Annotated in this window: 24 protein-coding genes; 14 read left to right on the top strand and 10 right to left on the bottom strand. The window is 65.5% G+C overall.

All coding sequences use genetic code 11. The annotated features are described in order from the left end of the window. Window positions 1-259: 259 nt before the first annotated feature. From ACESY8_RS09360 to ACESY8_RS09335, 6 genes are all read right to left on the bottom strand, one after another. Window positions 260-823 carry a hypothetical protein gene (locus ACESY8_RS09360; protein WP_054339322.1) on the bottom strand — a complete coding sequence of 188 codons (564 nt, stop codon included), beginning with the start codon at window positions 821-823 and terminating at the stop codon, window positions 260-262. After that, window positions 820-1716: a ParB/RepB/Spo0J family partition protein gene (locus ACESY8_RS09355; protein WP_021632587.1), complete on the bottom strand. Its 897-nt coding sequence runs from the start codon at window positions 1714-1716 to the stop codon at window positions 820-822. The genes ACESY8_RS09360 and ACESY8_RS09355 overlap by 4 nt, the downstream gene beginning before the upstream one ends. A gap of 3 nt (window positions 1717-1719) precedes the next feature. Beyond that, a complete protein-coding gene (locus tag ACESY8_RS09350; protein WP_009260523.1) occupies window positions 1720-2505 on the bottom strand; it encodes a ParA family protein in 786 nt (261 codons plus the stop codon). 185 nt (window positions 2506-2690) lie between these two features. Then, window positions 2691-3494, bottom strand: coding sequence for a ParB/RepB/Spo0J family partition protein (locus tag ACESY8_RS09345; RefSeq protein ID WP_055180280.1), 804 nt, complete (start codon window positions 3492-3494; stop codon window positions 2691-2693). 304 nt (window positions 3495-3798) lie between these two features. Then, window positions 3799-4653 carry a YitT family protein gene (locus tag ACESY8_RS09340; RefSeq protein ID WP_007493034.1) on the bottom strand — a complete coding sequence of 285 codons (855 nt, stop codon included), beginning with the start codon at window positions 4651-4653 and terminating at the stop codon, window positions 3799-3801. 32 nt (window positions 4654-4685) lie between these two features. Continuing rightward, window positions 4686-6347: an S-layer homology domain-containing protein gene (locus ACESY8_RS09335; protein ID WP_055180282.1), complete on the bottom strand. Its 1662-nt coding sequence runs from the start codon at window positions 6345-6347 to the stop codon at window positions 4686-4688. A gap of 221 nt (window positions 6348-6568) precedes the next feature. On the opposite strand from ACESY8_RS09335, the gene ACESY8_RS09330 reads away from it, so the two are divergent. The 5 genes from ACESY8_RS09330 to ACESY8_RS09310 all read left to right on the top strand — a co-directional run bounded on the left by ACESY8_RS09330 (window position 6569) and on the right by ACESY8_RS09310 (window position 12544). Then, complete coding sequence (locus tag ACESY8_RS09330) at window positions 6569-7141, top strand: xanthine phosphoribosyltransferase (RefSeq protein WP_007493028.1); 573 nt, start codon at window positions 6569-6571, stop codon at window positions 7139-7141. Window positions 7142-7478: 337 nt separating this feature from the next. Then, complete coding sequence (locus ACESY8_RS09325; RefSeq protein ID WP_007493026.1) at window positions 7479-8723, top strand: BMP family ABC transporter substrate-binding protein; 1245 nt, start codon at window positions 7479-7481, stop codon at window positions 8721-8723. A 158-nt stretch (window positions 8724-8881) separates the two neighbouring features. Then, window positions 8882-10465, top strand: a complete 1584-nt coding sequence (locus ACESY8_RS09320) for an ABC transporter ATP-binding protein (protein ID WP_054339323.1) — start codon at window positions 8882-8884, stop codon at window positions 10463-10465. Continuing rightward, complete coding sequence (locus ACESY8_RS09315; protein WP_434307832.1) at window positions 10458-11564, top strand: ABC transporter permease; 1107 nt, start codon at window positions 10458-10460, stop codon at window positions 11562-11564. The genes ACESY8_RS09320 and ACESY8_RS09315 overlap by 8 nt, the downstream gene beginning before the upstream one ends. Beyond that, entirely contained in the window at window positions 11561-12544 is a 984-nt protein-coding gene (locus ACESY8_RS09310; RefSeq protein WP_007493019.1) for an ABC transporter permease, read from the top strand. Before ACESY8_RS09315 ends, ACESY8_RS09310 begins: the two co-directional genes overlap by 4 nt. Before the next feature lie 467 nt (window positions 12545-13011). Here ACESY8_RS09310 and ACESY8_RS09305 read toward each other — a convergent pair whose 3' ends face one another. After that, window positions 13012-13455 (bottom strand): nucleoside deaminase, encoded by a 444-nt coding sequence (locus ACESY8_RS09305; RefSeq protein WP_009260516.1) that lies wholly within the window; start codon window positions 13453-13455, stop codon window positions 13012-13014. 106 nt (window positions 13456-13561) lie between these two features. Between ACESY8_RS09305 and ACESY8_RS09300 the strand changes: the two genes are divergently transcribed. The 9 genes from ACESY8_RS09300 to ACESY8_RS09260 all read left to right on the top strand — a co-directional run bounded on the left by ACESY8_RS09300 (window position 13562) and on the right by ACESY8_RS09260 (window position 20603). Beyond that, the gene (locus ACESY8_RS09300; protein ID WP_044939312.1) at window positions 13562-14131 is read left to right on the top strand and encodes a manganese efflux pump MntP; all 570 of its coding nucleotides are present in this window, start codon (window positions 13562-13564) and stop codon (window positions 14129-14131) included. 2 nt (window positions 14132-14133) lie between these two features. Then, a complete protein-coding gene (yqeC, locus tag ACESY8_RS09295) occupies window positions 14134-14856 on the top strand; it encodes a selenium cofactor biosynthesis protein YqeC (RefSeq protein WP_009260514.1) in 723 nt (240 codons plus the stop codon). Then, the gene (gene yqeB / locus ACESY8_RS09290; protein ID WP_204682104.1) at window positions 14844-15647 is read left to right on the top strand and encodes a selenium-dependent molybdenum cofactor biosynthesis protein YqeB; all 804 of its coding nucleotides are present in this window, start codon (window positions 14844-14846) and stop codon (window positions 15645-15647) included. Before yqeC ends, yqeB begins: the two co-directional genes overlap by 13 nt. Beyond that, the gene (locus ACESY8_RS09285; RefSeq protein ID WP_204682106.1) at window positions 15635-16390 is read left to right on the top strand and encodes an XdhC family protein; all 756 of its coding nucleotides are present in this window, start codon (window positions 15635-15637) and stop codon (window positions 16388-16390) included. Before yqeB ends, ACESY8_RS09285 begins: the two co-directional genes overlap by 13 nt. Next, complete coding sequence (locus tag ACESY8_RS09280) at window positions 16387-16662, top strand: hypothetical protein (protein ID WP_007490457.1); 276 nt, start codon at window positions 16387-16389, stop codon at window positions 16660-16662. The genes ACESY8_RS09285 and ACESY8_RS09280 overlap by 4 nt, the downstream gene beginning before the upstream one ends. Before the next feature lie 240 nt (window positions 16663-16902). Next, window positions 16903-17394 (top strand): RNA polymerase sigma factor, encoded by a 492-nt coding sequence (locus tag ACESY8_RS09275; RefSeq protein ID WP_054339296.1) that lies wholly within the window; start codon window positions 16903-16905, stop codon window positions 17392-17394. Between the two features lie 128 nt (window positions 17395-17522). Beyond that, window positions 17523-18602, top strand: a complete 1080-nt coding sequence (locus ACESY8_RS09270) for a hypothetical protein (RefSeq protein ID WP_498794715.1) — start codon at window positions 17523-17525, stop codon at window positions 18600-18602. A gap of 128 nt (window positions 18603-18730) precedes the next feature. Further along, window positions 18731-19225, top strand: a complete 495-nt coding sequence (locus ACESY8_RS09265) for a sigma-70 family RNA polymerase sigma factor (RefSeq protein WP_054339294.1) — start codon at window positions 18731-18733, stop codon at window positions 19223-19225. Then, window positions 19218-20603, top strand: coding sequence for a hypothetical protein (locus ACESY8_RS09260; RefSeq protein WP_498794714.1), 1386 nt, complete (start codon window positions 19218-19220; stop codon window positions 20601-20603). The genes ACESY8_RS09265 and ACESY8_RS09260 overlap by 8 nt, the downstream gene beginning before the upstream one ends. 64 nt (window positions 20604-20667) lie before the next feature. Here ACESY8_RS09260 and ACESY8_RS09255 read toward each other — a convergent pair whose 3' ends face one another. Genes ACESY8_RS09255 through ACESY8_RS09245 form a run of 3 tightly spaced genes read right to left on the bottom strand, consistent with a single transcriptional unit; the run spans window position 20668 to window position 22850 of the window. Continuing rightward, the gene (locus ACESY8_RS09255) at window positions 20668-21234 is read right to left on the bottom strand and encodes a nucleotidyltransferase family protein (RefSeq protein WP_243427667.1); all 567 of its coding nucleotides are present in this window, start codon (window positions 21232-21234) and stop codon (window positions 20668-20670) included. Further along, a complete protein-coding gene (locus ACESY8_RS09250; protein WP_054339293.1) occupies window positions 21227-21583 on the bottom strand; it encodes a hypothetical protein in 357 nt (118 codons plus the stop codon). Before ACESY8_RS09250 ends, ACESY8_RS09255 begins: the two co-directional genes overlap by 8 nt. A gap of 28 nt (window positions 21584-21611) precedes the next feature. After that, complete coding sequence (locus tag ACESY8_RS09245; RefSeq protein ID WP_054339292.1) at window positions 21612-22850, bottom strand: threonine synthase; 1239 nt, start codon at window positions 22848-22850, stop codon at window positions 21612-21614. Window positions 22851-22881 lie beyond the last annotated feature (31 nt).

Genomic DNA, 22881 nt, shown 5'->3' with positions numbered 1-22881 from the left:
CCCCCCCCCCCCTACAGGGGAGAGAAAAGCGCGGAGCGGGTCGCGTGGGGAAGCGGAGGGGCAAGGGAGCGAAATGGCTATCCGGCGCTGTGCACCGGATGGAATGGAGCGGACTTTGTGTAGATGGGGCCCCCACGGGAGCCCAGCGGAGCGGGGCGCGTGGGGAAGCGGAGGGGCAAGGGAGCGGAATGGCTATCCGGCGCTGTGCGCCGGATGAAATGGAGCGGACTTTGCCCCGACGCCGTTTCACGTGAAACAATCAGCCCAGCCACTCCACAAGGGACTGATAGGCCTCCAGGGGGTTGTAGTCCTGTCGCTGCTGGTCGGTGAGACCATCGGCCACCGTACCCAGTACCCCCTCCATGCCGCCCGCTCCAGCCAGAGCGGCCTCGGCGGCGGCCGCCGCATCCCGGGCATCGGAGTAGCGCCCGTCGTTGTATAGGGCGCGAATTTGGTTCAAATAGCAGAGCGCCTCCAACTGCACCAGGGCGGCTTCGTCGTCGGAGGCGCTTTCTGCGTCCTCCAGCGCCTCCTGGAGCTGGGCCACCTGCTGGCTCAGGGCCTCGTTTTCCACCTTGAGGGTTTCGTTTTCCTGGAGAATGTTTTCCAGGGACTGGGTGGCCGAGTCGGAGGTCTGCTCCAGCTTGTCCATGGCCTCCTGGTTGGCCCGCTGCTGCATAAAGTAGGACATCAGCAGCAGGAGAAAAGCCGCTGCAAAGAGGATGACCAGGTAGAGCAGCACCGAGCTGCGCTTGTGCGGCCGCTCATGCTCCGCCTCGTGCTGGAGGCGGCTGCGCTCCTGCTTGTCGGAATCGGTGCTCAAAGGGAAACCCCTCCTTTCCCGGCGGAGGGAAGTTGTTCCAGCAGCTCTAGCAGAGTGTTTAAGTCCTCTGGATTGTAGTATTCCAGCTCGATTTTTCCCTTTTTCCGGCCGTTGATGATGTGAACCTTGCGGCCAAAGCGGGTAGCCAGGGTCTTTTCCGCCTCCCGCAGATAAATGGACAGGTCAGGGCCGGCGGCGGACTTGGGCTCCGCAGCTTCTCTGGGTTCCGCAGCCAACCGCTTGGCCAGAGCTTCGGTCTGTCGGACGGAGAGCTCCTCCGCAATGACCTTCTGCGCCAGCTTTTTCTGTAGCTCCCCGCTGGGCACGGCCAGGATGGCCCTGGCGTGGCCGGCGGAGAGCTTGCCCTCCTCCAGCAGCAGGTGTACCGGGTCGGGAAGGGTCAGCAGCCGCAGGGCGTTGGCAACGGCGGGGCGGGACTTGCCCACCCGCTGGGCCACCTCCTCCTGGGTGAGACCGTATTCGCTCATGAGCACCTTGTAGCCGTTGGCCTCTTCAATTGGGTTTAGATCCTCCCGTTGGAGGTTCTCAATGAGGCCGAGCTCCATCACCTTGCGGTCGTCGGCCTCGATGATGACGGCGGGGATTTCGCTCAGGCCCGCCAGCTTGGCGGCCCGCCAGCGGCGCTCCCCGGCGATGATCTGGTAATAGCCCGACGAGAGCCGGCGGACGGTGAGGGGTTGAATGATCCCGTGGATGCGGATGGAGTCGGCCAAATCCTGAAGGCTTTCCTCGTCAAACCGCTTCCGGGGCTGCTTGAGCCCCGGTTCCACCTGGGAGATGGGGAGGGAGAGGGAGCCCCCCTCCTGGGACTGGAGGGCAGCGTCCCCCAGCAGTGCGCCCAGGCCCTTGCCCAGGCCGCGTTCCAATGCCATAGGTCAATCCTTCCTTTCCACACGGGTGACGGCGTATTGATTGTGCTCCAGCAGCTCCTGGGCCAGGGCATCGTAGGCCTCCGCGCCCCGGGAGAGGGCGTCATAGGCGGACACCGGCTTGCCAAAGCTGGGAGCCTCGGACAGGCGGACGTTACGGGGGATCACCGTGGCGTACACCTGGCCGGGGAAGTGGCGTTTGACCTCCTCCGCCACCTGCATGGAGAGATTGGTACGGCCGTCGTACATGGTGAGTACCACCCCCTCCAGGGCAATTTTGGGGTTGAGGGATCGCTTGACAATGCGAATGGTGGAGAGAAGGTCGCTGAGCCCCTCCAGGGCGTAGTACTCACATTGCACCGGTACCAGCACGGTATCCGCTGCGCACAGGGCGTTCAGGGTCAGCAGTTCCAGAGAGGGGGGACAGTCAATGAAGATGTAGTCATAGTGTTCCGCCACCTGCTCCAAGGCGTTTTTCAGTCGGTACTCCCGCTGCTCCAGGGCGATCATCTCAATGGTGGCCCCCGCCAGCGCCTTGTTGGAGGGGAGCACATCGCCGTAGGAGGTGGAGGAGATGGCCTTGGCGGTCTCCGTCCCGTTGAGAAGCACGTCATAGATGTTGGGCGAGGTGGTCTTGTCTACGCCGAAGCCGGAAGTGGTGTTGGCCTGGGGGTCAAAATCGCACACCAGCACCCGGCAGCCCTGGTTTTTCAGAGCCGCCGCCAGGTTGACACAGGTGGTAGTCTTTCCCACGCCGCCCTTTTGATTCACAATTGCAATGGTCTTTGCCATAGCACACCTGCCTTTTTGGGTCGTTGCAAAGGGTCAGGTTCTATTATATAGCGGCGGTAGACGTAATTCAACTGAAATTCGCACTGTTTCACGTGAAACAGGAAAAAAAGAGGATGGAGCTGTTTCACGTGAAACAGCCCCATCCTTTCAGAAAAACCGCCATGGCCTCCGCGTACGGCGCGCCTCTACTTGGGAATAGTGATGGTCAGCAAGATGGAGTCCTCCGTCTCCTGGCGCTTGCAGTTGGCCTGTACGCCCGCGCTCTTCATCATGGACAGTCCCCGGGTCACGGTGTTGAGAAACAGCCGCACATCCTTAATTACAAAGGTTGGTTTTTTTCGGGCGGGCTTGTCTGCCGGATGAAGCAGGGTTTCCACATACTCCTCCGTCCGGGCCACAGTAAGCCCCTGCTCTACCACATGCCGGGCGGCCGTGCGCTGGAGCTCCGGCTCCTCCAGGCGGAGCAGCGCCCGGGCGTGGCGCTCGGTGCAGCCGCGCTCCCGCAGCAGGGTGAGGACATCAGGCGGGAGGCGGAGCAGGCGCAGCTTGTTGGCCACCGCCGACTGGGACTTGCCGATGCGGCGGGCCGCCTCCTCCTGAGACAGATGGTAGGTCTCGATCAGCTTGGCCAGAGCGGTGGCCTCCTCCACAAAGTTGAGATCCCGCCGCTGAAGGTTCTCCACCAGGGCCAGCAAAGAAGAGCCCTGGCTGTCCACGCTGACCAGAATGCAGGGCACCTCGGTGAGACCGGCCATGCGGGAGGCCCGCAGGCGGCGCTCCCCGGAAATCAGCTCGTAGCCGCCGTTCTTGGACCGGCGGACGGACAGAGGCTGGAGTACGCCGAGCTCCTGAATGCTGGCGGCCAGCTCCTCCAGGCCCTCCCGGGAAAAGCAGGTGCGGGGCTGGTCCGGATTGGGGGAAATGGCGGCAATGGGGAGAAACAGCACTTTGGTGCTCTCAAACAGTCCTTTTCGACGCAGTAAGGACATCGGAAAGCCTCCTTTGCGGTAGAATATTGACTAACCATATATTACCATATTTTGGCGCAAAAAAAGCCGAATGCCGTCGATTGGGAAATATTTTCCAAAATGACAGAAAGCTTCGTGCGCACAGGGCGTACCGCGAAACGACGCAAAGGCTCAGGCGCATGAAGTGGTTGCGTATGTGGGCCGTACCGACCCACGCGCTGTCATCCCATGGCCGTGGCGCTGTTAAGCGGCACAGGGCTAATTTTGCTCTGCTCCTGCACAGCAAAAAAGCCCGCCCGGCATTTAGGTCCGGGCGGGCGGAGAATCAGGGCTGTAAGAAGCCCTTTCCAAAGATTTCACTGGAGTTGGCTACAATCAGAAAAGCATGGGGATCAATCTTTTTCAGGTAGCGGCGCAGAAGCACGGCCTGCCCCCTGGTGAGGACGGTGAGCACCACGTGGTGCTCTGCGTGGGTATAAGCGCCCTGGGCCTGCCATACGGTGGCGCCCCGGCCCAGGGTATGGGTAATATAGTCGCACACATGCTCTGGGTCGTAGGAGATGACGAAAAAGGCCTTGCGCCGGTTGAAGGACTCGATGGCGCTATCCACCAGCACCGACTTGAGGGCCAGGCCCAGCAGGGAGCACAGTCCCGCCGTGATGTCAAAGACAAAGAGGGCGGCCGCCGCGATGACCACGTCGGAGAGGAGCAGGGCACGCCCTACGTCCAGGCCGGTGTATTTTTTGAGAATCATGGCGGCGATATCGGTGCCGCCGGAGGAGGCGTCTATGTTGAAAAGGATGGCGGAGCCCAGGGCGGGGAGGATCACCGCGAAGAACAGCTCCAGCATGAGTTGGTCGGTGAGAGGACGGTCCATGGGAAACGCCCACTCAAAGAGCTGAATGAGCCCGGCGGAGAGAATGGAACAGTAGACCGTCCGGGCGCCGAAGCCCCTGTTGAGCATTACAAAGCCCAGCACCAAAAAGAGCACATTGATGATGGTGTTGAAGGTAGAGGGGGAGAGCTGGGGCAGCAGCTTTCCCAGCAGCACCGCCAGGCCGGACACGCCGCCCATGGAAAAATGGTTGGGAAATTTGAAAAAGTAGACCCCCACCGACACCAGCAGGGTGCCCAGGTTCATCAGCAGGAATTCGCGCAGCAGTTCCTTGCGGTTGGTCATCCGTTTCACTTCCTAAGTAGATGGTAAGCGGGTCAGCGCTGGGTCAGCAGGGCGCTCCACACGTCGTAGGTACCGTCCGCCGGAATGTTGCCGATGCGCCACAGGGAGACTCCTGTGATGCCGAACATCCGGGCCAGCGCCACCTTGTCCAGCACGCTTTGCTCGTTCTCGTACCAGACCTTGTAACGGCTGCCGTCCTCGGTGGTGTAGAGGGCGCAGGGATTGCGGAATTCCTCCGAGTAGACCACCTGAGTGTCGGGCTGGGCCAGGCGCAGGGCCAGGGTGGAGGGAGCGGGGTGGTAGATAGTGGTCTCCAGCAGGCGGTCCTCTCCGTCCACGTGGAAGCCCGCCGAGCCAAAGGAGATCTGCAGGGCCAGCTTGCTCCGGTCGGCCACGCCGGTGGCCGGGTCGGTAAGATCACGCAGAGCCTCGTACACGCTGGCGAAGGGGGTGACGGGGGAGTCGGTGTTGGTAGTGCCTACATAGGAGTCGGGGACGGAGGTCCACTGGTAGTCGTGGGCCATGAGGATCACCTTGTCGGCGGCCTCGCCAATGCCCCGGTAGTCAAAGCCGGTGTACCAGGTGTCGGGCTGGACGCAGACATAGAGGGTTTTCCCCTGGGGCAGGACGGCATCCAGCTCTTTTAGAAAGGTTACATAATTCAGTTTTATGGTATCCCCCTTCAGGCCCTCAAAGTCGATGGTCAGGCCCGCGTAGTCCGCGCTGGCGGCCGCCAGGGCGGCCACGGCCTGGGCCCGGACCTCGGGCGTTCCGGTCACCGCCGCCACCGTGGAGGTGGTGGTGCCGTCGGGGAGGGGGATGGAATCGCCCGCTGAGGCATATACATTTAAGTTGTAGGGGAGGCTGCGGGCATCCCAGTAATCGGTGGCGGGGGTGGGGTCGTCGGGGCGCACCCAGTCGTTGCCGTTGGTGCGGGAGGAGTTGAGGACGGGCCCGGCGGCGGGGTCGTACTCCATCCGGGCCCAGCCTACGCTCACCGCGTCCATGGAGGCGGTGAGATCAATCTGGGAATAGGAGGAGAAGGCGTAAAAGCCGTGGAGCCAGTCCAGCTTGGAGGTGTACCGCTCGTACACCCGCACCAGCATGGCGGCGGCCTCCTCCCGGGTGGCGGAGTCGCGGGGCAGGAACTTGAGCTGGCCGCCCGCCCCGGCCACGCCGGTGATCATGCCGATGTCGTAGGCGATGGCGATGTACCCCCGGTTGTCCGTGATGTCGTCAAAGGGCAGCTCCAGCCCGGACAGGGACTGGGCCAGCGTGCCGTAGCCCAGGGCCCGCACCAGCATGACCGCCATCTCCTCCCGGCTGATATAGTCCTCCGGACGGAAGGCGCCGCCGGCATCCATCACGCCGTGGGCCAGGGCGGTCTCCACATAGGAGTAGGCCCAGTGAGAGGCGGGGCAGTCGGAAAACGAGGGCGCGCCCGGGGAGGCGGCATCCCAGCCGAACATGCGGCAGAGCACGGCCACAAACTCGCCCCGTGTGAGCTCCTTCCCCACGCCGAAGGTGCCGTCGGGGTAGCCGTTCATCAGGCCATAGCCCTCCGCCTTTTCGATGACCTCTGCGGCCCAGGTGCCCTCCGCGTCGGAAAATGCGGCGCTGGCTGCGGGGGAGAGGGGTGCGGCGCTCAAAAGCAAAACGGCGGCCAGGGCTGCCGCACAGAAACGGTGTTTCATAACAATAAACCTCCTTGCTCAAAAGCGATCAACAGCATTGTACCAAACCCGGCGCAAAAGCACAATGAAAAAACCGGAAGGCGGGGAGAACCTCCGTACAAAATTTCTAAAAACACGTGACGAAAGCGATCTTTTTTGATAGAATATAGGCAGTTGCAGTTGTCTGTCAAATTCGATACAATAGAAATAACTTTTTCTTGTGGAGTAAGGAGAGGGACATAATGAAACTGCTGGAGGAGCGCATTCGGACCCACGGAAAAATCCGTGAAGGCGGCGTGCTGAAGGTGGACAGCTTTCTGAATCATCAGATGGACGTGAAGCTGTTCCAGGAAATGGGCAAGGAGTTCCTGCGCTTGTTTGGGGACTGCGGGGTTACCAAGATTTTGACCATCGAGGCATCGGGGATCGGGATCGCATGTGTAACCGCGCAGTTTTTTGATTGTCCGGTGATCTTTGCCAAGAAGAACAAGACCCGCAACATCGCCGGCGATGTCTACACCTCCAAGGTGGAGTCCTTTACCCACGGCAAGGTGTACGACATCATCGTGTCCAAGGAGTTTCTGCACCCCGAGGACCGGGTACTGCTCATCGACGACTTTTTAGCCAACGGCTCGGCCCTGCAGGGCCTCATCAACCTGGTGCAGGATGCCGGCGCCACCCTGGTGGGTGCGGGCATCTGTGTGGAGAAGGCCTTCCAGCCCGGCGGCGATTTGATCCGCGGCATGGGAGTCCGGGTGGAGTCCCTGGCCCGCATCAAAGCCATGAGCGTGGAGGGCGGCGTGGAGTTCTGCTGAGCCCACAGCTCCAGCCGCCGCATCCCGTAGGGGCGGCCCTTGTGGCCGCCCGCCGGGAGGGCGGAGGAAAGAAAGCGAAGAGAAAAGCGGAGGCGGGCGCCTCCGCCGGATGAACCGAGGTCTTACGGTTCGTCGGGGAGCCTCCGGGCTCCTGTCTTACACAGCAAGACCGGCTGCCGCAGGCGGAGGACGTCCCTCCGTGATGAGCGGATGATTTTGGCGTTCGGCGCGTATGGCGCCCGTCGGTGAGCAGGGGGGAGTGCCCCCGTGTTCAGGCAGCCGTTTTGAATAGAGGACCCGATTGATTGAGAGACGCAATTAAGGAGGAACTTAAACGATGAAAAAGAGACTGCTTGCACTGCTCCTGGCGGGCGCTATGTCTGTTGGACTGGCCGCCTGCGGCAACAGCGGGGACGAGGGCTCCGCCAACACCCCGGCCGGCGGGGAGACCACCCCGGTGACTGACGGCACTGGTGAGCCCTCCGCCGAGGGTAAAACCGTCAAGGTGGGCATGGTCTGCATCGGCGACGAGAACGACCAGGGTTATACCTATAACTTTATGAAGGCCGTGGAGGAGGCCACCGCCCAGTTGGCCGAGCAGGGCATTACCGTGGAGTGGAGCTACAAGAAAAATATCCTGGAGGACTCCGGCTGCGAGGACGCCAACATCGAGCTGGCCGAGGATGGATGTGATATTATCATCAACAACTCCTACGGCTTCGAGCCCTTTATGCTGAAGGTGGCCCCCGACTACCCCGAAATCGAGTTCATCTCCTGTACCAACCAGGCCTCTGCCGTGGACGATCTGGACAACACCCACAACGCCTTCGCCAACATCTACGAGGGCCGCTACCTGGCCGGCGTGGCCGGCGGCATGAAGCTGCAGCAGATGATCGACGAGGGCACCATCACCGCCGAGGAGGCTGTCATTGGCTACGTGGCCGCTTTCCCCTTTGCTGAGGTGGTTTCCGGCTACACCGCCTTCTACCAGGGCGCCAAGAGCGTGTGTCCCTCTGTCACCATGAAGGTCAAGTACGTCAACTCCTGGTCCGACGCGCCCCAGGAGGCCGCCGCCGCCTCCGCCCTGGCCGATGAGGGCTGCGTGCTCATCTCCCAGCACTCCGACAACACCACCCCCGCCACCTCCGCCCAGGACGCCGGCGTGTTCCACTGCGGCTACAACAACGACATGACCGGCGTGGCCCCCGAGGCCAGCCTCATCTCCTGCCGCGTGGACTGGACGCCCTATTTCGTCTATGCCATCTCCGCCGTGGCCAACGGTGAGAGCTTTGACCAGGACTGGACTGCCGGCTACGCCGATGGCTCCGTCAAGCTGACCGAGCTGAACACCGCCATTGCCGCCCCCGGCACTGAGGAGGCGCTGGAAAAGGCGGAGGCCGATCTGGCGGGCGGCCTGCACGTGTTCGCCGGCCCCCTGTCCGGCCACCCGGCCCAGAATCCTGACGGCGAGGTGTGGAGCATCGGGGAGGGCGAGTTCTTCCCCGAATCCGACCTGAGCCAGGAGGGCGGCCTGTCCGCGCCTCAGTTCTGCTACGTCATCGACGGCATCACCGAGGAGTAAACAAAAGATCAAACCGGAAGCAAAGGCGGGGGCGGCCCAGGCGGGCCGGCCCCGGATTTCTCCCCCGCGACCGCGCCGGGGGCCTTTGCCGCGAGGAACAGCGAGTGCGAGAGAAGAGAACGCTTCGGCCCCGCGGGGGCCGGGAAAGGAGGCTGGGTTTGGAACAGGTCAGCGCGATCCAGCTCAAGGGGATCACCAAGCGGTTTGGCCGCGTCGTGGCCAACGACGGAATTGATCTGGAGGTCCGGCGCGGCGAGATTCTCTCCCTGCTGGGGGAGAACGGCAGCGGAAAGACCACCCTGATGAACATGATCTCCGGCATCTACTTCCCAGACGAGGGACACATCTGCGTGGGCGGGAGGGAGGTCACCATCCGCTCCCCCAAGGACGCCTACGCCCTGGGTATCGGCATGATCCACCAGCACTTCAAGCTGGTGGACGTGTTCACCGCGGCGGAGAACATTGTCCTGGGCCTGGAGGGGAAGGGGGCCTTCGATCTCCGGGCCGCCGCCCGCCGGGTGAAGGAGATCAGCGAAAAGTACGGCTTTGACATCGATCCCGGCAAAAAGGTCTACGACATGTCGGTGTCGGAGAAGCAGACGGTGGAGATCCTCAAGGTGCTCTACCGGGGGGCGGACATCCTGATTCTGGATGAGCCCACCGCCGTCCTTACCCCCCAGGAGACGGAAAAGCTCTTCGCCGTCCTGCGCAACATGCGCGCCGACGGCAAGGCCATCGTGATCATCACCCACAAGCTCCACGAGGTCATGGCCCTCTCCGACCGGGTGGCCGTCCTCCGCAAGGGCAAGTACATCGGCACCGTCCACACAGCCGACACCGACCCCCAGAAGCTCACCGAGATGATGGTGGGCCGGGCGGTGAGCCTGAACATCGACCGGCCGGAGGCCAAGTACCGGGATCTCCGCCTGGAGGTCAAGGGCCTGACCTGCCGGGATCACGAGGGGATCAAGACCCTGGATGACGTGTCCTTCCAGGCCTTCGGCGGCGAAATCCTGGGCATTGCGGGCATCGCCGGCTCCGGCCAGAAGGAGCTGCTGGAGGCCATCGCCGGCCTCCAGGCCGCGGAGGCGGGCAGCGTGCTCTATTACCCGCCCCACCCCAACAGCGACATCGCCGGCTACCACGTCCCCGTGGACCGGGACGGCGAGGAGCTGGTGGGCAAGACCCCCATGCAGATCCGCCGTGTGGGCGTGTCCCTGGCCTTCGTGCCGGAGGACCGCCTGGGCATGGGCCTGGTGGCGGGCATGGACATGGTGGACAACATGATGCTCAAGACCTACCGGGAGCACAAGGGCCCCTTCGTGGACCGCAAGGCCCCCCGGGCGCTGGCCCAGCGGCTGATTGACGAGCTGGAGATCGTCACCCCCGGCGTCGGCACTCCGGTGCGCCGGCTCTCCGGCGGCAACGTGCAGAAGGTGCTGGTGGGCCGGGAGATCGACTCCACCCCCACCGTGCTTATGACCGCCTACCCCGTCCGGGGCCTGGACATCAACTCGTCCTACACCATCTACGGCTTGCTCAACCAGCAGAAGATGAAGGGCGTGGCCGTGCTCCTGGTGGGGGAGGATCTGGACGTGCTGCTGGAGCTGTGCGACCGGATCCTGGTGCTCTGCGGCGGCAAGGTCTCCGGCATCGTGGACGGCCGGAATACCACAAAGGAAGAGGTGGGCCTCTACATGACCCACGTGGGCGGCGGAAAGGAGGCGGGCGAGCGTGCATAGCAGCGGCAAAACACCCCTGATCCGCCTGGCCAAGCGGGACGGCATGGCCGGCGCGGGCCAGTGGGGCATCCGCATCGCGGCCATCCTGCTGGCCCTGGTGGTGGGCGGCCTGGTGATCCTGCTCTCGGGCAACAACCCCATCCAGGGCTACGCCATCATCGTGGAGGGCGCCCTGGGCAAGACCTCCGGCATCCGGCAGACCGTGAAGAACTTCATCCCCCTGCTGGGGACCGCCCTGGCCATTGCCCCCTGCTTCAAGATGCGCTTCTGGAACATCGGCGCCGAGGGACAGATCACCGCCGGCGCCATGTGCGCCACCTATTTCGCCCTCTTCTGGGCCGGCTCCATCCCCCAGGTGCCCCTGCTGCTCCTCATGTGCGCCGCCGGCGCCATCGGCGGCGGCCTGTGGGCGCTGGTGCCCGCCTTCTTCAAGGCCCGCTGGGGGACCAACGAGACTCTGTTCACCCTGATGATGAACTACATCATCATCGGCGTGGTAAAGTGGCTCCAGGGCGGCCCATGGGAGAAGATCCCCCGGGGCAGCCAGCAGATTGAGCAGTTCGCCTCCAACGCCTGCCTGCCCCGGGTGGCCGGCGTGTACTGCGGCTGGGTCGTGGTGCTGGCCCTGACGGTGTTCATGTTCCTCTACATGAAATACACCAAGCACGGCTATGAGATCGCCGTCATCGGCGAGAGCGAGAACACCGCCCGGTACGCGGGCATGAACGTGGGCTGGGTCATCATGCGCACCATGTTCCTCTCCGGCGCCATCGCAGGCGTGGTGGGCTTCCTGCTGGTCTCCGGCGCCAACAACACTCTGTACTCCGGCGTGGCCGCCGGGGCGGGCTTCACCGCCATCACCGTGGCCTGGCTGGCCCAGCTCAACCCCTTCGCCATGGTGGGCATATCCGCCCTGCTGGCCATCCTCCAGAAGGGCGCGGACACCCTCAACACCCAGATGGGTATCCCCACGTCCCTCTCCGACGTCATCACCGGCGTGCTCCTCTTCTTCATGCTGGGGTGCGAGTTCTTCATCAACTATAAGCTGGTCTTCCGCGGCGCGGAGGAGCGCCACAAGAGGAAGGAGGCGGCGAAATGACCTTTCTGCTCAACCTGATCACGGCCGCCGTCCTCTACGGCACGCCCCTGCTCTACGGCACCAGCGGCGAAATCCTCACCGAGAAGTCGGGCAACCTGAACCTGGGCGTCGAGGGCATGATGTTCATGGGCGGCGCCCTGGGCCTGGGCGCGGCGTTCTACTATGAGAAGCTGGCGGGCGCGGCGGTGTCCGCCCCCCTGGCGGTGGTCATCGCCATCGCCGCCTCCTTCCTGGCCGGCGCGCTGGCTGCCCTGCTCTTCAGCTTCCTCACCATCACCCTCCGGGCCAACCAGAACGTCACCGGCCTGGCCCTCACCATCTTCGGCACCGGCGTGGGCCAGTACATCGGTGAATTTATGCGGGTGCGGGAGGGCACCTACGTGGCCGTCAGCAACACCCTGAAGGGGGCCTTCAACGGCTCGCCCTTCCCGGTCTTCCTCCAGGAGCTGCCGGTGGTGGGCAGGCTGCTCTTCAGCCACAGCATCTTCACCTATCTGGGCATCGCCATGGCAGTGGCCATGGGCCTGTACCTCCACCGCAGCCGCTCCGGCCTCTACCTGCGCGCGGTGGGCGAGTCCCCCGCCACCGCCGATGCCGCCGGCATCAGCGTCACCCGCTGCAAGTATCTGGCCACCGTCATCGGCGGCGGCATCTCGGCCATCGGCGGCATGGTGTATATCATGACCGTGGTGGGCGGCGTTTGGAACCACGAGGGCCTCTCCGGCGTGGGCTGGCTGGCCGTCGCCCTGGTGATCTTCTGCCTGTGGAGCCCCTACCGGGCCATCTGGGGTTCCATCCTCTTCGGCGGCCTGCTCATTCTCTACCTGCGCATGCCCATCGACCTCATTCCCGACCAGATCTACAAGATCCTGCCCTATGTGGTCACCGTGATCGTGCTGGTCTTTACCTCCATGCGCAACAACCGCGACAAGCAGCCGCCGGCCAGTTTGGGCCTGGCGTATTTCCGGGAGGAGCGGTAAGCCACGGATGTTTACCCGCTTTCCCGGCTGCTTGGCGCGGAGGGACCCGCCGCAGGCGGGACGCGCCGGAGGCGGGACGCGCCGGAGGCGCGCCGGCCGGGGAATTCAGTTCCCCCGGCCGCAGGGGGCCGCTGCTTTATGCGCAAATAACGACAAGGGCCGGACGTCTGCTCCTGACGTCCGGCCTTATCGAAGGAAAGAGGATACAATGAAATGAAAAGAAACTGTCTCTTGCGAGTATTATAATACCCGAAAGATGTTAACGAATAAATCGGAATGTGTTACAGAACCTTTAAATAATTCGCTTTTTATGTAAAGCGCCGGTAAAATGAGGCGGGGAGCGGTGCTCACCCGCTGCCCGTCACATGATTGGAGGATAGAATGAAAAGAAGCTCTGTCTCTTGCAAGTGTTATACTACCAGGGGGTTGTTACAAAATCGAGCACGCCTTGTTAAAAAAGCGTTAAATCAGCGCAAAGATTGAAAAAATTCCTGGAGCAGAGCGGCGCACTCCGCCTCCAGCACCCGGCCGTAGATGCGGGGGTGGTGGTTGAAGCGCTCCTCAAAGAGGTTGAGCACCGACCCGCAGCAGCCCGCCTTGTCATCCTTCGCCCCGTAGTATACGGCAGGGATGCGGGCGTTGACGATGGCCCCGGCGCACATGGGGCAGGGCTCCAGGGTGACGTAGAGGGCGCATCCGGCCAGCCGCCACCCCCCCAGGGTGCGGCAGGCCTGGGCAATGGCCTCGAGCTCCGCGTGGCCCAGTGCGGTCTGGGCGGTCTCCCGCCGGTTGCGGCCCCGCCCTACCACCGCGCCGTCCCTCACAATGACGCAGCCCACCGGCACCTCTCCCTCCGCCATGGCCAGCCTGGCCAGCTCCAGCGCCTGGCGCATGTACTCCTCGTGTTCCATAAAGCCCTCCCATGTTGTGCCTTCATATCTCTAATTGTTATAGCATATCCATGGAAGGTATGCTATAATAAATTTCACTCTCCTAACAATATTTTGCAGACAGGTGATTGGTTTGGTTGAGATTTTCCTGATTGCCGTGAGCCTGGCGCTGGACGCCTTCGCGGTGTCCGTGTCCAGCGGCATCTCCATCCCCGGCTTCGGTCCCCGGCAGGCCGTTAAGATGGGTTTGTGGTTCGGCACGTTTCAATTTCTTATGCCCCTTCTGGGCTGGCTGCTGGGCAGCAGCGTCAGCCAGTACATCGAGGCGGTGGACCACTGGGTAGCCTTCGGCCTGCTGGCCGTCATCGGCGGCAAGATGGCGTGGGAGTCCCTGCGCCGGGGCTGCGGGGAGGAGGACGAGGCGCCCCCCGACCTGTCCGCCCGGCGGCTGTGCGTGCTGGCCATTGCCACCAGCATCGACGCCCTGGCCGTTGGGGTGTCCATGGCCTTTATGAGCGTCCATATTCTGGCCTCTGCGGCGGTCATCGGCGTGGTGGCCTTTGCCCTGTCGGTGACCGGCGGCCTGGTGGGCCGCCGCCTGGGCTGCCTGTTCCAGCGGCGGGCCGAGCTGACGGGGGGGCTGGTGCTCATTGCCATTGGTGTGAAGATCCTCATCGAGCACCTGTCGGGGGGCTGAGCATGGGCATCTGGGAGCAGTTGGGCCTGGACATGGCCCGCCACCGGATGGTGGCCCTGGTGGGGGCGGGGGGCAAGACCTCCACCCTGTATGCCCTGGCCCGGCAGGCGGCGGACAGCGGGCGGACGGTGGTGGTCACCACCACCACCCACATTCTGCGCCACCCCGGCCTGCCCCTGGTGGAGGAGCCGACGCCGGAGCGCCTGCGGGCCGCCCTGGAAGAGCACGGGGTGGTCACCGTGGGGACGGTCTTCCGGGGGGACAAGCTCTCCGGCGCGGGAACTCCGGAGGAGCTGCGCCGGGCAGCCGATGTGGTACTGGTGGAGGCCGACGGGGCCAAGCGCCTGCCCCTCAAGGCCCCGGCGGAGTACGAGCCCGTGATCCCCCCCTGCGCCGACGCCGTGGCCGCCGTGGCGGGCATGGACGCGGTGGGACAGGCCGTGGGGGCGGTCTGCCACCGGCCTGAGCGGGTGTGCGCCCTGCTGGGCGCGGGGGCGGAGCACGTGCTCACCCCCGAGGACGTAGCCCTTCTGCTGGCCAGCCCCCAGGGGGGGCGGAAGGGTATGGGGGAGGCCATGGCCTTCCGCTGTGTGCTCAACAAGGCGGACACCCCCGAGCGGGCGGCCCACGCCCAGGCGGTGGCCGGACGGCTGGCGGAGCGGGGCATTCACAGCGCCATTACCTACTATCGGGAGGAGGAGCGGGGCGGATTATGCTGGTTCTGATCAAGGGAGCGGGAGATCTGGCCACCGGCACGGCGGTGCGGCTGTACCGGGCGGGCATAAAGGTGGTCATGACGGAGGTGGCCCAGCCCACGGCGGTGCGGCGGACGGTGGCCTTCTCCCAGTGCATGTACGACGGCGCGGCCCAGGTGGAGGGGATCTCCGCCCGCCGGGCGGAGGACGCCGGGGCGGCCCGCCGGGCGCTGGAGCGGGGGGAGGTTCCCGTGCTCTGCGATCCGGAGGCGGCCATTTTGAGGGAGCTGTCCTTTGACGGGGTGGTGGACGCCATCCTGGCCAAGCGCAACCTGGGCACGGCCATCACCGACGCGCCGGTGGTGCTGGCCCTGGGACCCGGCTTCACCGCCGGGGTGGATTGCCACGGCGTGGTGGAGACCATGCGGGGGCACAATCTGGGCCGCCTGCTCACCCAGGGGAGCGCCGCCCCCAACACCGGCGTCCCCGGCGACGTGGGGGGCTACACCACCCAGCGCATCATCCGCGCCCCGGCGGACGGGGCGTTCGAGCCGCTGGCCGCCATCGGCCAGCGGGTGGAGGAGGGCCAGCCGGTGGCCCGGGTGGCGGGCCGGACGGCCTGCGCCCAGCTCACCGGCGTGGTGCGGGGGATGCTCCCCGCCGGGCTGGCCGTCACGGCGGGCATGAAGGCGGGGGACATCGACCCCCGGTGCCGGGCGGAGCACTGCTTCACCGTCTCCGACAAGGCCCGTGCCATCGGCGGCGGCGTGCTGGAGGGGCTTTTATACTTTGGAAGGAGGGCGGGTCTATGGAGCGTCTGATCCTCTGCGGCGGCGGCCACGTGTCCCTGGAGGTGGCCCACATCGCCCGGCGGCTGGAGTTTGAGCTGGTGGTCATCGACGACCGGCCGGAGTTTGCCAGCCGGGAGCGGTTTTCCATGGCCGGCCAGGTGGTGTGCGCCCCCTTTTTGGAGGCGCTGGACGCCCTGGGCAGCCGGGAGAGCGACTACTACGTGATTCTCACCCGGGGCCACGCCCACGACCGGGACTGCCTGGAGCACGTGCTCCGGGGGAAGTACGCCTATGCGGGCATGATCGGCAGCAGAACCAAGGTGGCGGCGGTGAAGGCCGCCCTGGAGGCGGCGGGCATTGCCCGGGAAATCCTGGACGGGGTGCACAGCCCCATCGGCCTGTCCATCGGGGCCCAGACCCCGGCGGAGATCGCCGTGTCCATCGCCGCCGAGCTGGTGCAGGAGCGGGCCCGCCGGGGGCCGGCGGCCGCGCCCCCGGCGGCGGGGGAGCCGGGCGTGCTGTGCACCATCACCGCCAAGCGGGGTTCCGCCCCGAGAAACGTGGGCACCTGGATGCTGGTGCGGCCCGACGGCTCGGTGCTGGGCACCATCGGCGGCGGCGCGGTGGAGCACCTGGCCGTCCAGGAGGCAAAGGCCCTGTGGGCGCATGGGGGCGGCCCGGTGCGGAGACACTATGATCTGACCCCCGGCGCGGCCGAGCTGGGCATGGTGTGCGGGGGCGACATCGACGTGGAATTTGAGGTGCGCAAATGAAAGAGATCACCCTGTTTCTTCTGAACAACTGTCCCCACTGCAAGCTGGCCCTCCGGCTCCAGGAGGAGCTGCTGGAGGAGCATCCCGCGTGGCGGGACATCCCCCTCCGAATGGTGGACGAGGCGGCCGAGCCCGCCTATGCCGATACCTTTGACTACTACTATGTCCCCTGCTACTATGTGGACGGCGTGAAGGTTCACGAGGGCCACGCCGAGCGGGCCGACGTGGAGGCGGTGTTCCGCGCCGCCGCCGGGGAGCCCGCGGGGGTGTGACGGGCGGGGACAGACCCACGCTTTTTCCGTACTGGCAGTATGTGCGCCGCGCCGGTGGAGCGGGCAGCAGCAATGTAGGGGCGGCCCTTGTGGCCGCCCGCCCCGGCGGAGGAAAAACGGTAAGGAGAGGCCTGCATATGGGCAGACGGATTTCCCATGGGGGAAATCCGTCTTTTTTTGCGCGGATGCGAAACCAAACGGCCGTCCGCGCCGTGTTAAAGGCAGAAAGGAGGGAGGCCCATGGAGGAACGCTGGCGGGAACCGGCGGCTCTGGCGGAGCGGTACGCCGGGATGCTCTACCGGCTGGCCTACGCCCGCACCGGCTCCCGGGCGGACGCGGAGGACGTGATGCAGGAGGTCTTTGTCCGCCTGCTCCGGGCCAGGCCGGAGTTCCGGGACGAGGAGCACGCCAAGGCCTGGCTGCTGCGGGTGGGCGCGTGCTGCGCCGCCGATGTGCTCCGCGCCCCGTGGCGGCGGAGGGAGGGGCCGCTGGACGATGGGCTGCCCGCGCCGGAGCCGCCCGGGGAGGGCGGCGTGGTGGAGGCGGTACTGGCCCTGCCCGCTAAGTACCGGACGGCGGTGCATCTGTACTACTATGAGGAGCTGAGTGTGGCGGAGATCGCCGCCGTCCTGGGCAAAAGCGAGGGGGCGGTCAAGTCCCGGCTGTTCCGGGCCAGGGCGCTGCTGCGGCGGTATTTGAAGGAGGACGGCGATGTTTCAGAACGACTATAGGCGGGAGATGGACGGGCTGAGGCCCAGTCCGGCGGCGGTGGAGCGGCTCAACCGACTGCTGGAGAAGGGAGCGCCGACCCGGCGGCCCCGCGGCCCTGGCTCTGTGCGCTGCCCTCTGCGTCACCGCCGTGGCGGCGGGCCCCACCCTGTGGGACGCGCTGGAGGCCCGGCTGGGGCCCTACGCCCCCTTTGCCTCAGAGGTGGAGGGGGAGACGTCCGGCCAGGGCCTCCGGCTGGAGCTGGTGAAGGCGGTCAGCGACGGCTATACCGCCCGAGTGTACTACACCCTCACCGACGAGACGGGCGACCGGCTCAACGGTCACACCCACGTTTCTGGACGGTTAGAGGTGGACGGCGAGGGCCTTACCGGAAGCGGCGGCAGCCAGGTGGTCTCTTACGACGCCGGGAGCCGCACCCTGCTGCTGGAGGCCAGCGCGAAGGGCCTGGACACCAGCCAGGCCGTGACGCTGGAGCTCACCGGCGTCGACCCCGGCGAGCGCTATATCCAGGACGCCCGCTTCCAGCCTCCGGCCGAGGCCCGCGCGCTGGACACCGACACCACGGGGGAGGGGGCCGTGGTGCTCTCCCCCGGTCAGACCCCCCAGACCAGCCCCGACACCGCGGATTTCACCATCAGCTCCATGGGCTTTGACGGCCAGGGGCGCTTCCACATCCGCCTGGCCATGGCCGAGGGCTTTGACGCGGGCTGGCTGCTGGCAGTGCCCTATGACGCGGCGGGGGAGCAGATGGGCTCCACGCTGGAGCGTACAGCGGTGGACGGCGGCATGGACTACGTCATCGGCGGCGTTGCGCCGGACGACGTGGCGGACATGGCCTCCATCCGGGTCTACGGGGCCTACCGCGGCCCCGAGGCGGCCATCGAGGGGGAGTGGAGCCTCCCTGTGGAGCTGGAGCCGGCGGAGCAGAGGGTGATCCTGGTGGGCCGCACCCTGGAGGACGGCTTCTATGTGGAGCGCATCGAGGTGTCGGGCATGAATATTGCCGTCTACTACCGGGGCGGGGACAAGAGTTGGTTCGTGGTGTGGGCCACCGATAAGAACGGCGTCCGGACCGGAGTGCCCATGGGCATGATGAGCGCGGGCGCGGAGGACGGGTTGAACCTCGGGCTGTGGAGCTTCGAGACGCCCGCGGCGCTGGACGAGCTGGCCTCGGTCACCCTTCTGGGAGAGACCTTCCCCCTGGAATAAAGAGGAGGACACGGCCGGGAACAAATCACTCAGGGACGGATTTCTTTGAAAGAAATCCGTCCCTTTTGCATGAAAATCCCCCGCTGGCGCGTCCAATGGAATAGAATGGGACAGAGGAGGAGAGCGAGATGGCACATCAGGCGGGCAGCGCCGCCGATCTGGAGCGGTTGATGGAGGAGTACGGCACAGGGCTTCTGCGGCTGTGCGCCCTCCAGCTGGGGGACGCCGCCCTGGCGGAGGACGCGGCCCAGGAGACCCTGCTCAGGGCGTGGCGGAGGTACGGCACCTTCCGGGGGGAGGCGGCAGAGCGCACCTGGATTACAGCGATTGCCCTCAACGTGTGCCGGGATCTGCTCCGCTCCCCGTGGCACACCCGCCGGATGGAGCTGTCCGCCCTGGCCGAGCCGTCGGCGGAGGACGCGCCGTGGGACGATACCCCCCTGCGGGCCGTGCTCTCCCTGCCCCGGAAGTACCGGGAGGTCGTGCTGCTGCGCTACTATGAGGAGTTTACCCTGGAGGAGATTGCAGACACCCTTGGGATTGCGCCGGGCACCGTGTCCGCCCGGCTGACCCGGGCCAAGCGGAAGCTGCGGCCCATGCTGGAGGAGTGGTATTATGACTGAGCTGCGCAAGGCGCTGGAGCGGCCGGTGGCCGGTCTGGTATTCGACGAGAACCGAAAAAATGCTGTCAGGGAAAAGGCCTTTACGGCGAAACGGGGCGGTTCTGCGCTCCGCCGTGGTGCAGCGGTTGCGCTGGTCTGCGCCGCCCTGTGCGTCACCGCCGTGGCGGCGGGGCCGTCCCTGTGGCAGTATATTCAGGCCCGCCAGGGCCCCTTTGCCGGGCTGGCCCAGACCGTGGAGGGGGCGGTGTGCACCAGCGGAGGGATTGAGATACAGGTGCTCAGCGCCCTGGCCGACGACGTGCGGGGAGAGGTCTACTTCACGGTCCGCGACGTAGAGGGGGACCGGCTGGACAGCCAGCTCACCCTGCGCTGCGGGGCGGACAGCGATCTGGCCGGCCGACTGGTGGAGTACGATCCGGAGAGCCGCACCGCCCTGTTTGCGGCCGGCCTGTCCTATTACCGGCCCCAGACGGAGGGCGCGGTGGGCCTCGGCACGACCGGCAACGCCGTCCCGGAGTCGCTCCATCTAGCGGTGGAGCGCCTGACCACCCGGCAGGGCGAGTTGGACGCCGGCGCCTCCTGCGCCGGGGTGACGGCGGCCCTTCTGGACAGCCTGCCCCTGGGGGAGGGGGACCGGGTGGTGATGGGGGTGGAGGAGAGCGGCTATCCCGCCTCCATTCTGCCCGGCGAGCGGGTGGTGCTGGCCCCCGGCCAGACACCCATGCCACTGGAGGGCACCGGCGACGTGACTATCTCCTCCATGGGCTTTGCCAGCGACGGGCGGTTCCACGTCCGGGGGGCCTACGCCCCTGGCATCGGCCACGAGGATTTGGACATGGGCTATTTCCTCGCCCGCGTCTACCCCAGGGACGAGCGCCGGACGGCGGAGGAGAAATACTGGCGCGCCACGGTGATCACCCAGGTGGAAGGGGGCCTGGACGCGCTCTTCCCCCTGATCAAAGCGGGGGAGGAGGCCGAGCTGGGGGAGGTGTACTTCTACGGCGGCTATGAGCGCCCCGGTGTGGACATCGCCGGGCCGTGGAGCATCGACTTCCCGCTGGAGCACTACCCCTCGACGGTGCTGGAGTGGACGGGCACCCTGGCGGGGCGGCGGGTGGATCACGTCACCGTCTCCCCCCTTACCGTTACTATGGACAGCGACGACACCGGCGGCTTCAGCACGGCGGAGCTCACGGTGGTTCTAAAGGATGGAACCGAGGTGCCCGCCGCCAGCGGCGCGGGCCGCTACGCCAACGTGGGAGAGGGCGCCGGCGCGGAGGTATGGGACGCCTACAACACCTGGGAGCTGGAGCGCCCGGTGGAGGTGGCGGAGATCGACCATTTGCTCCTTCTGGGGGAGCACATTCCGGTGTCGTAGCAGCGGAAATATGTCAAAACGGATATCCCACCGGCTCATTTGCCGGTGGGATATCCGTTTGTTTTTAGGGGAGTGCCTCCGGGTTATCCACATCCAAAAGCTCGTTTGGGGAAAACGCCTCCACCAGCCGGAGCCGCTCCGGGTGGCGGCGGATGACCGCGCCGCCGCCGGTGTCCCCGGTAAGCGCGGCCAGCTCTCCAAACAGGTCGGCGGGAAACACCACTGGATTGCCTCTCCCTCCTTGCCAGGAGAGAGCCCAAATGGCGTCTGGCGATTCCAAAAAGGAATTTTTGAGGCGGATGATACTTTTTGTAGTCAACCAGGGCTGGTCGCAGACGGCAAAGAGCACCCCGTCCAGGTCCGACATCCGGGCCAGGCCCAAGCGAATGGAGGCGGAGATCCCCTCCGCCGCACCGCCGTTATAGAGCGGAAGAAATCCGAATCGTTCACCAGCAGCCAGAATTTGCGGATAGGGGGAACACACCGCTGCCCGGTCAAATTCGGCAGGGGCCAGAGCCGCCATGGCCCGGTGGTAGAGCGGGACGCCGTCCACCTCTGCCAGCAGTTTGTTGGAGCCAAAGCGCCGTCCAAAGCCGGAGGCCATGAGGACAGCGCCCAGCCGCTCAGGCAAAGGCCTGCCCCAACTGGAGCAGGAGGATGGGGACAGCCAGCTTGATCAGGCCCACCACCAGGGTCATAAAGGTGAACAGGGCCAGGGCTTTGCCGCGGTTCTCAAAGGTATCCTCCCAGCGGGCCAGCATACGGGTGAAGTTGACGGTTCGGTTCTGAGCGCCGATGAGATCGGACACGCTCTTAATGGTGTTAAAGGCGGTATAGCCCATCCAGACGGGCAGGGCGACCAGGGAGACGTTGTAGCGGTATCCCCCCTCAGCCAGCAAAAGATAGAGAGCCAGCGCAAAGCTGGCAAGCGTAAAGAGCAGATAGGCCCAGACGCCTATTTTGGCGGAGCGGTCGTTCATGAGTGTGGTTTCCTTTCTCTGTTGGTTTTCAGGGCCGGATGTCCTGGGCGGCGAAGGCGGCAAGCAGGGCATCCATGTCAGGAGAGACCCGCATGGGCTCCCCGGCGGCCTGAATACCGCTCTGCACGTCCTTCAGGCCGTTGCCGGTGACGATGCTCACCACCGTGCTCCCGGCGGGAATGAGGCCCAGCTCCACGGCCTTCTTCACCCCGGCGGTGCCGGCCGCCCCCGCGGGCTCGCCGAACACCCCCTGGGTGCGGCCCAGCAGGCGCATGGCCTCCAGGATCTCCCCGTCGGACACGTTGACGGCCACGCCGTCCGACTCCCGGATGGCCCGGAGGGCCTTGTCCGGGTTGCGGGGCACCCCCACGGCGATGGAGTCGGCCAGGGTGTTCTCCGCCATGGGTTCCCAAGGCTTTCCCGTCTCGATGGCCCGGTTCAGGGGGCAGCAGCCCTCCGCCTGCACGGAGATGAGCCGGGGCAGCCGGTCAATGAACCCGGCCGCGTACAGGTCCTTGAGCCCCTTCCACGCCCCGGCGATGGTGCAGCCGTCCCCTACCGACAGGGCGATGTAGTCGGGTACGCACCAGCCGAGCTGCTCCAGAATCTCCAGGGTGACGGTCTTTTTGCCCTCGGAGAGGTAGGGGTTGATGGCGGCGTTGCGGTTGTACCAGCCCCAGCGGTCGATGGCGGCCCTGGACAGCTCAAAGGTGTCCTCATAGGAGCCCTCCACGCTGATGACCGTGGCGCCGAAGATCCGCAGCTGGGCCACCTTGCCCCTGGGGGCGCGGCTGGGCACAAAGATGTAGGTGGACAGCCCGGCCGCCGCCGCGTTGCCCGCCAGGGAGGAGGCGGCGTTGCCGGTGGAGGAGCAGGCAATGGTATCCGCCCCCGTCTCCCGGGCCTTGACCACCGCCAGGGCGGAGGCCCGGTCCTTGAGGGAGGATGTGGGATTCTGGCCGTCGTCCTTGAGGTAGAGGGTATCCAGCCCCAGGGCCCGGGCCAGCCGGTCGGCCTTATAGAGAGGGGACCAGCCCACCCGCAGGGGCGGGGGGGCGGACGCCTCCTCCACCGGCAGAAGGGGCCGGTACCGCCACATGCTGTAGTCGCGGCAGTCCGCCAGAGATTTGGGGGAGAAGTGCCGCCGGATGGCGGCGTAGTCGTATACGATGTCCAGGATGCCCCCACAGGCACAGGTAGTCAGACCGGGCGCGGCGGGATACTCCCGCCCGCATTTGACGCACTTGGCGCCCAGGACATATTTCATAAAATCCCCCTTTCGGATGTGGGACGGCGGG

Source organism: Clostridium sp. ATCC BAA-442 (assembly GCF_964239415.1).
GTDB lineage: Bacteria > Bacillota > Clostridia > Oscillospirales > Oscillospiraceae > Flavonifractor > Flavonifractor plautii.
This window is presented reverse-complemented; position numbering and strand designations above follow the sequence as displayed.

Bases quoted from the DNA above. Each gene is read 5' to 3' on its own strand.
- ACESY8_RS09355 (WP_021632587.1), bottom strand. From the start codon at position 1,716: ATGGCATTGGAACGCGGCCTGGGCAAGGGCCTGGGCGCACTGCTGGGG.
- ACESY8_RS09350 (WP_009260523.1), bottom strand. From the start codon at position 2,505: ATGGCAAAGACCATTGCAATTGTGAATCAAAAGGGCGGCGTGGGAAAG.
- ACESY8_RS09345 (WP_055180280.1), bottom strand. From the start codon at position 3,494: ATGTCCTTACTGCGTCGAAAAGGACTGTTTGAGAGCACCAAAGTGCTG.
- ACESY8_RS09340 (WP_007493034.1), bottom strand. From the start codon at position 4,653: ATGACCAACCGCAAGGAACTGCTGCGCGAATTCCTGCTGATGAACCTG.
- ACESY8_RS09335 (WP_055180282.1), bottom strand. From the start codon at position 6,347: ATGAAACACCGTTTCTGTGCGGCAGCCCTGGCCGCCGTTTTGCTTTTG.
- ACESY8_RS09330 (WP_007493028.1), top strand. From the start codon at position 6,569: ATGAAACTGCTGGAGGAGCGCATTCGGACCCACGGAAAAATCCGTGAA.
- ACESY8_RS09325 (WP_007493026.1), top strand. From the start codon at position 7,479: ATGAAAAAGAGACTGCTTGCACTGCTCCTGGCGGGCGCTATGTCTGTT.
- ACESY8_RS09310 (WP_007493019.1), top strand. From the start codon at position 11,561: ATGACCTTTCTGCTCAACCTGATCACGGCCGCCGTCCTCTACGGCACG.
- ACESY8_RS09305 (WP_009260516.1), bottom strand. From the start codon at position 13,455: ATGGAACACGAGGAGTACATGCGCCAGGCGCTGGAGCTGGCCAGGCTG.
- yqeC (WP_009260514.1), top strand. From the start codon at position 14,134: ATGGGCATCTGGGAGCAGTTGGGCCTGGACATGGCCCGCCACCGGATG.
- yqeB (WP_204682104.1), top strand. From the start codon at position 14,844: ATGCTGGTTCTGATCAAGGGAGCGGGAGATCTGGCCACCGGCACGGCG.
- ACESY8_RS09285 (WP_204682106.1), top strand. From the start codon at position 15,635: ATGGAGCGTCTGATCCTCTGCGGCGGCGGCCACGTGTCCCTGGAGGTG.
- ACESY8_RS09280 (WP_007490457.1), top strand. From the start codon at position 16,387: ATGAAAGAGATCACCCTGTTTCTTCTGAACAACTGTCCCCACTGCAAG.
- ACESY8_RS09275 (WP_054339296.1), top strand. From the start codon at position 16,903: ATGGAGGAACGCTGGCGGGAACCGGCGGCTCTGGCGGAGCGGTACGCC.
- ACESY8_RS09265 (WP_054339294.1), top strand. From the start codon at position 18,731: ATGGCACATCAGGCGGGCAGCGCCGCCGATCTGGAGCGGTTGATGGAG.
- ACESY8_RS09260 (WP_498794714.1), top strand. From the start codon at position 19,218: ATGACTGAGCTGCGCAAGGCGCTGGAGCGGCCGGTGGCCGGTCTGGTA.
- ACESY8_RS09250 (WP_054339293.1), bottom strand. From the start codon at position 21,583: ATGAACGACCGCTCCGCCAAAATAGGCGTCTGGGCCTATCTGCTCTTT.
- ACESY8_RS09245 (WP_054339292.1), bottom strand. From the start codon at position 22,850: ATGAAATATGTCCTGGGCGCCAAGTGCGTCAAATGCGGGCGGGAGTAT.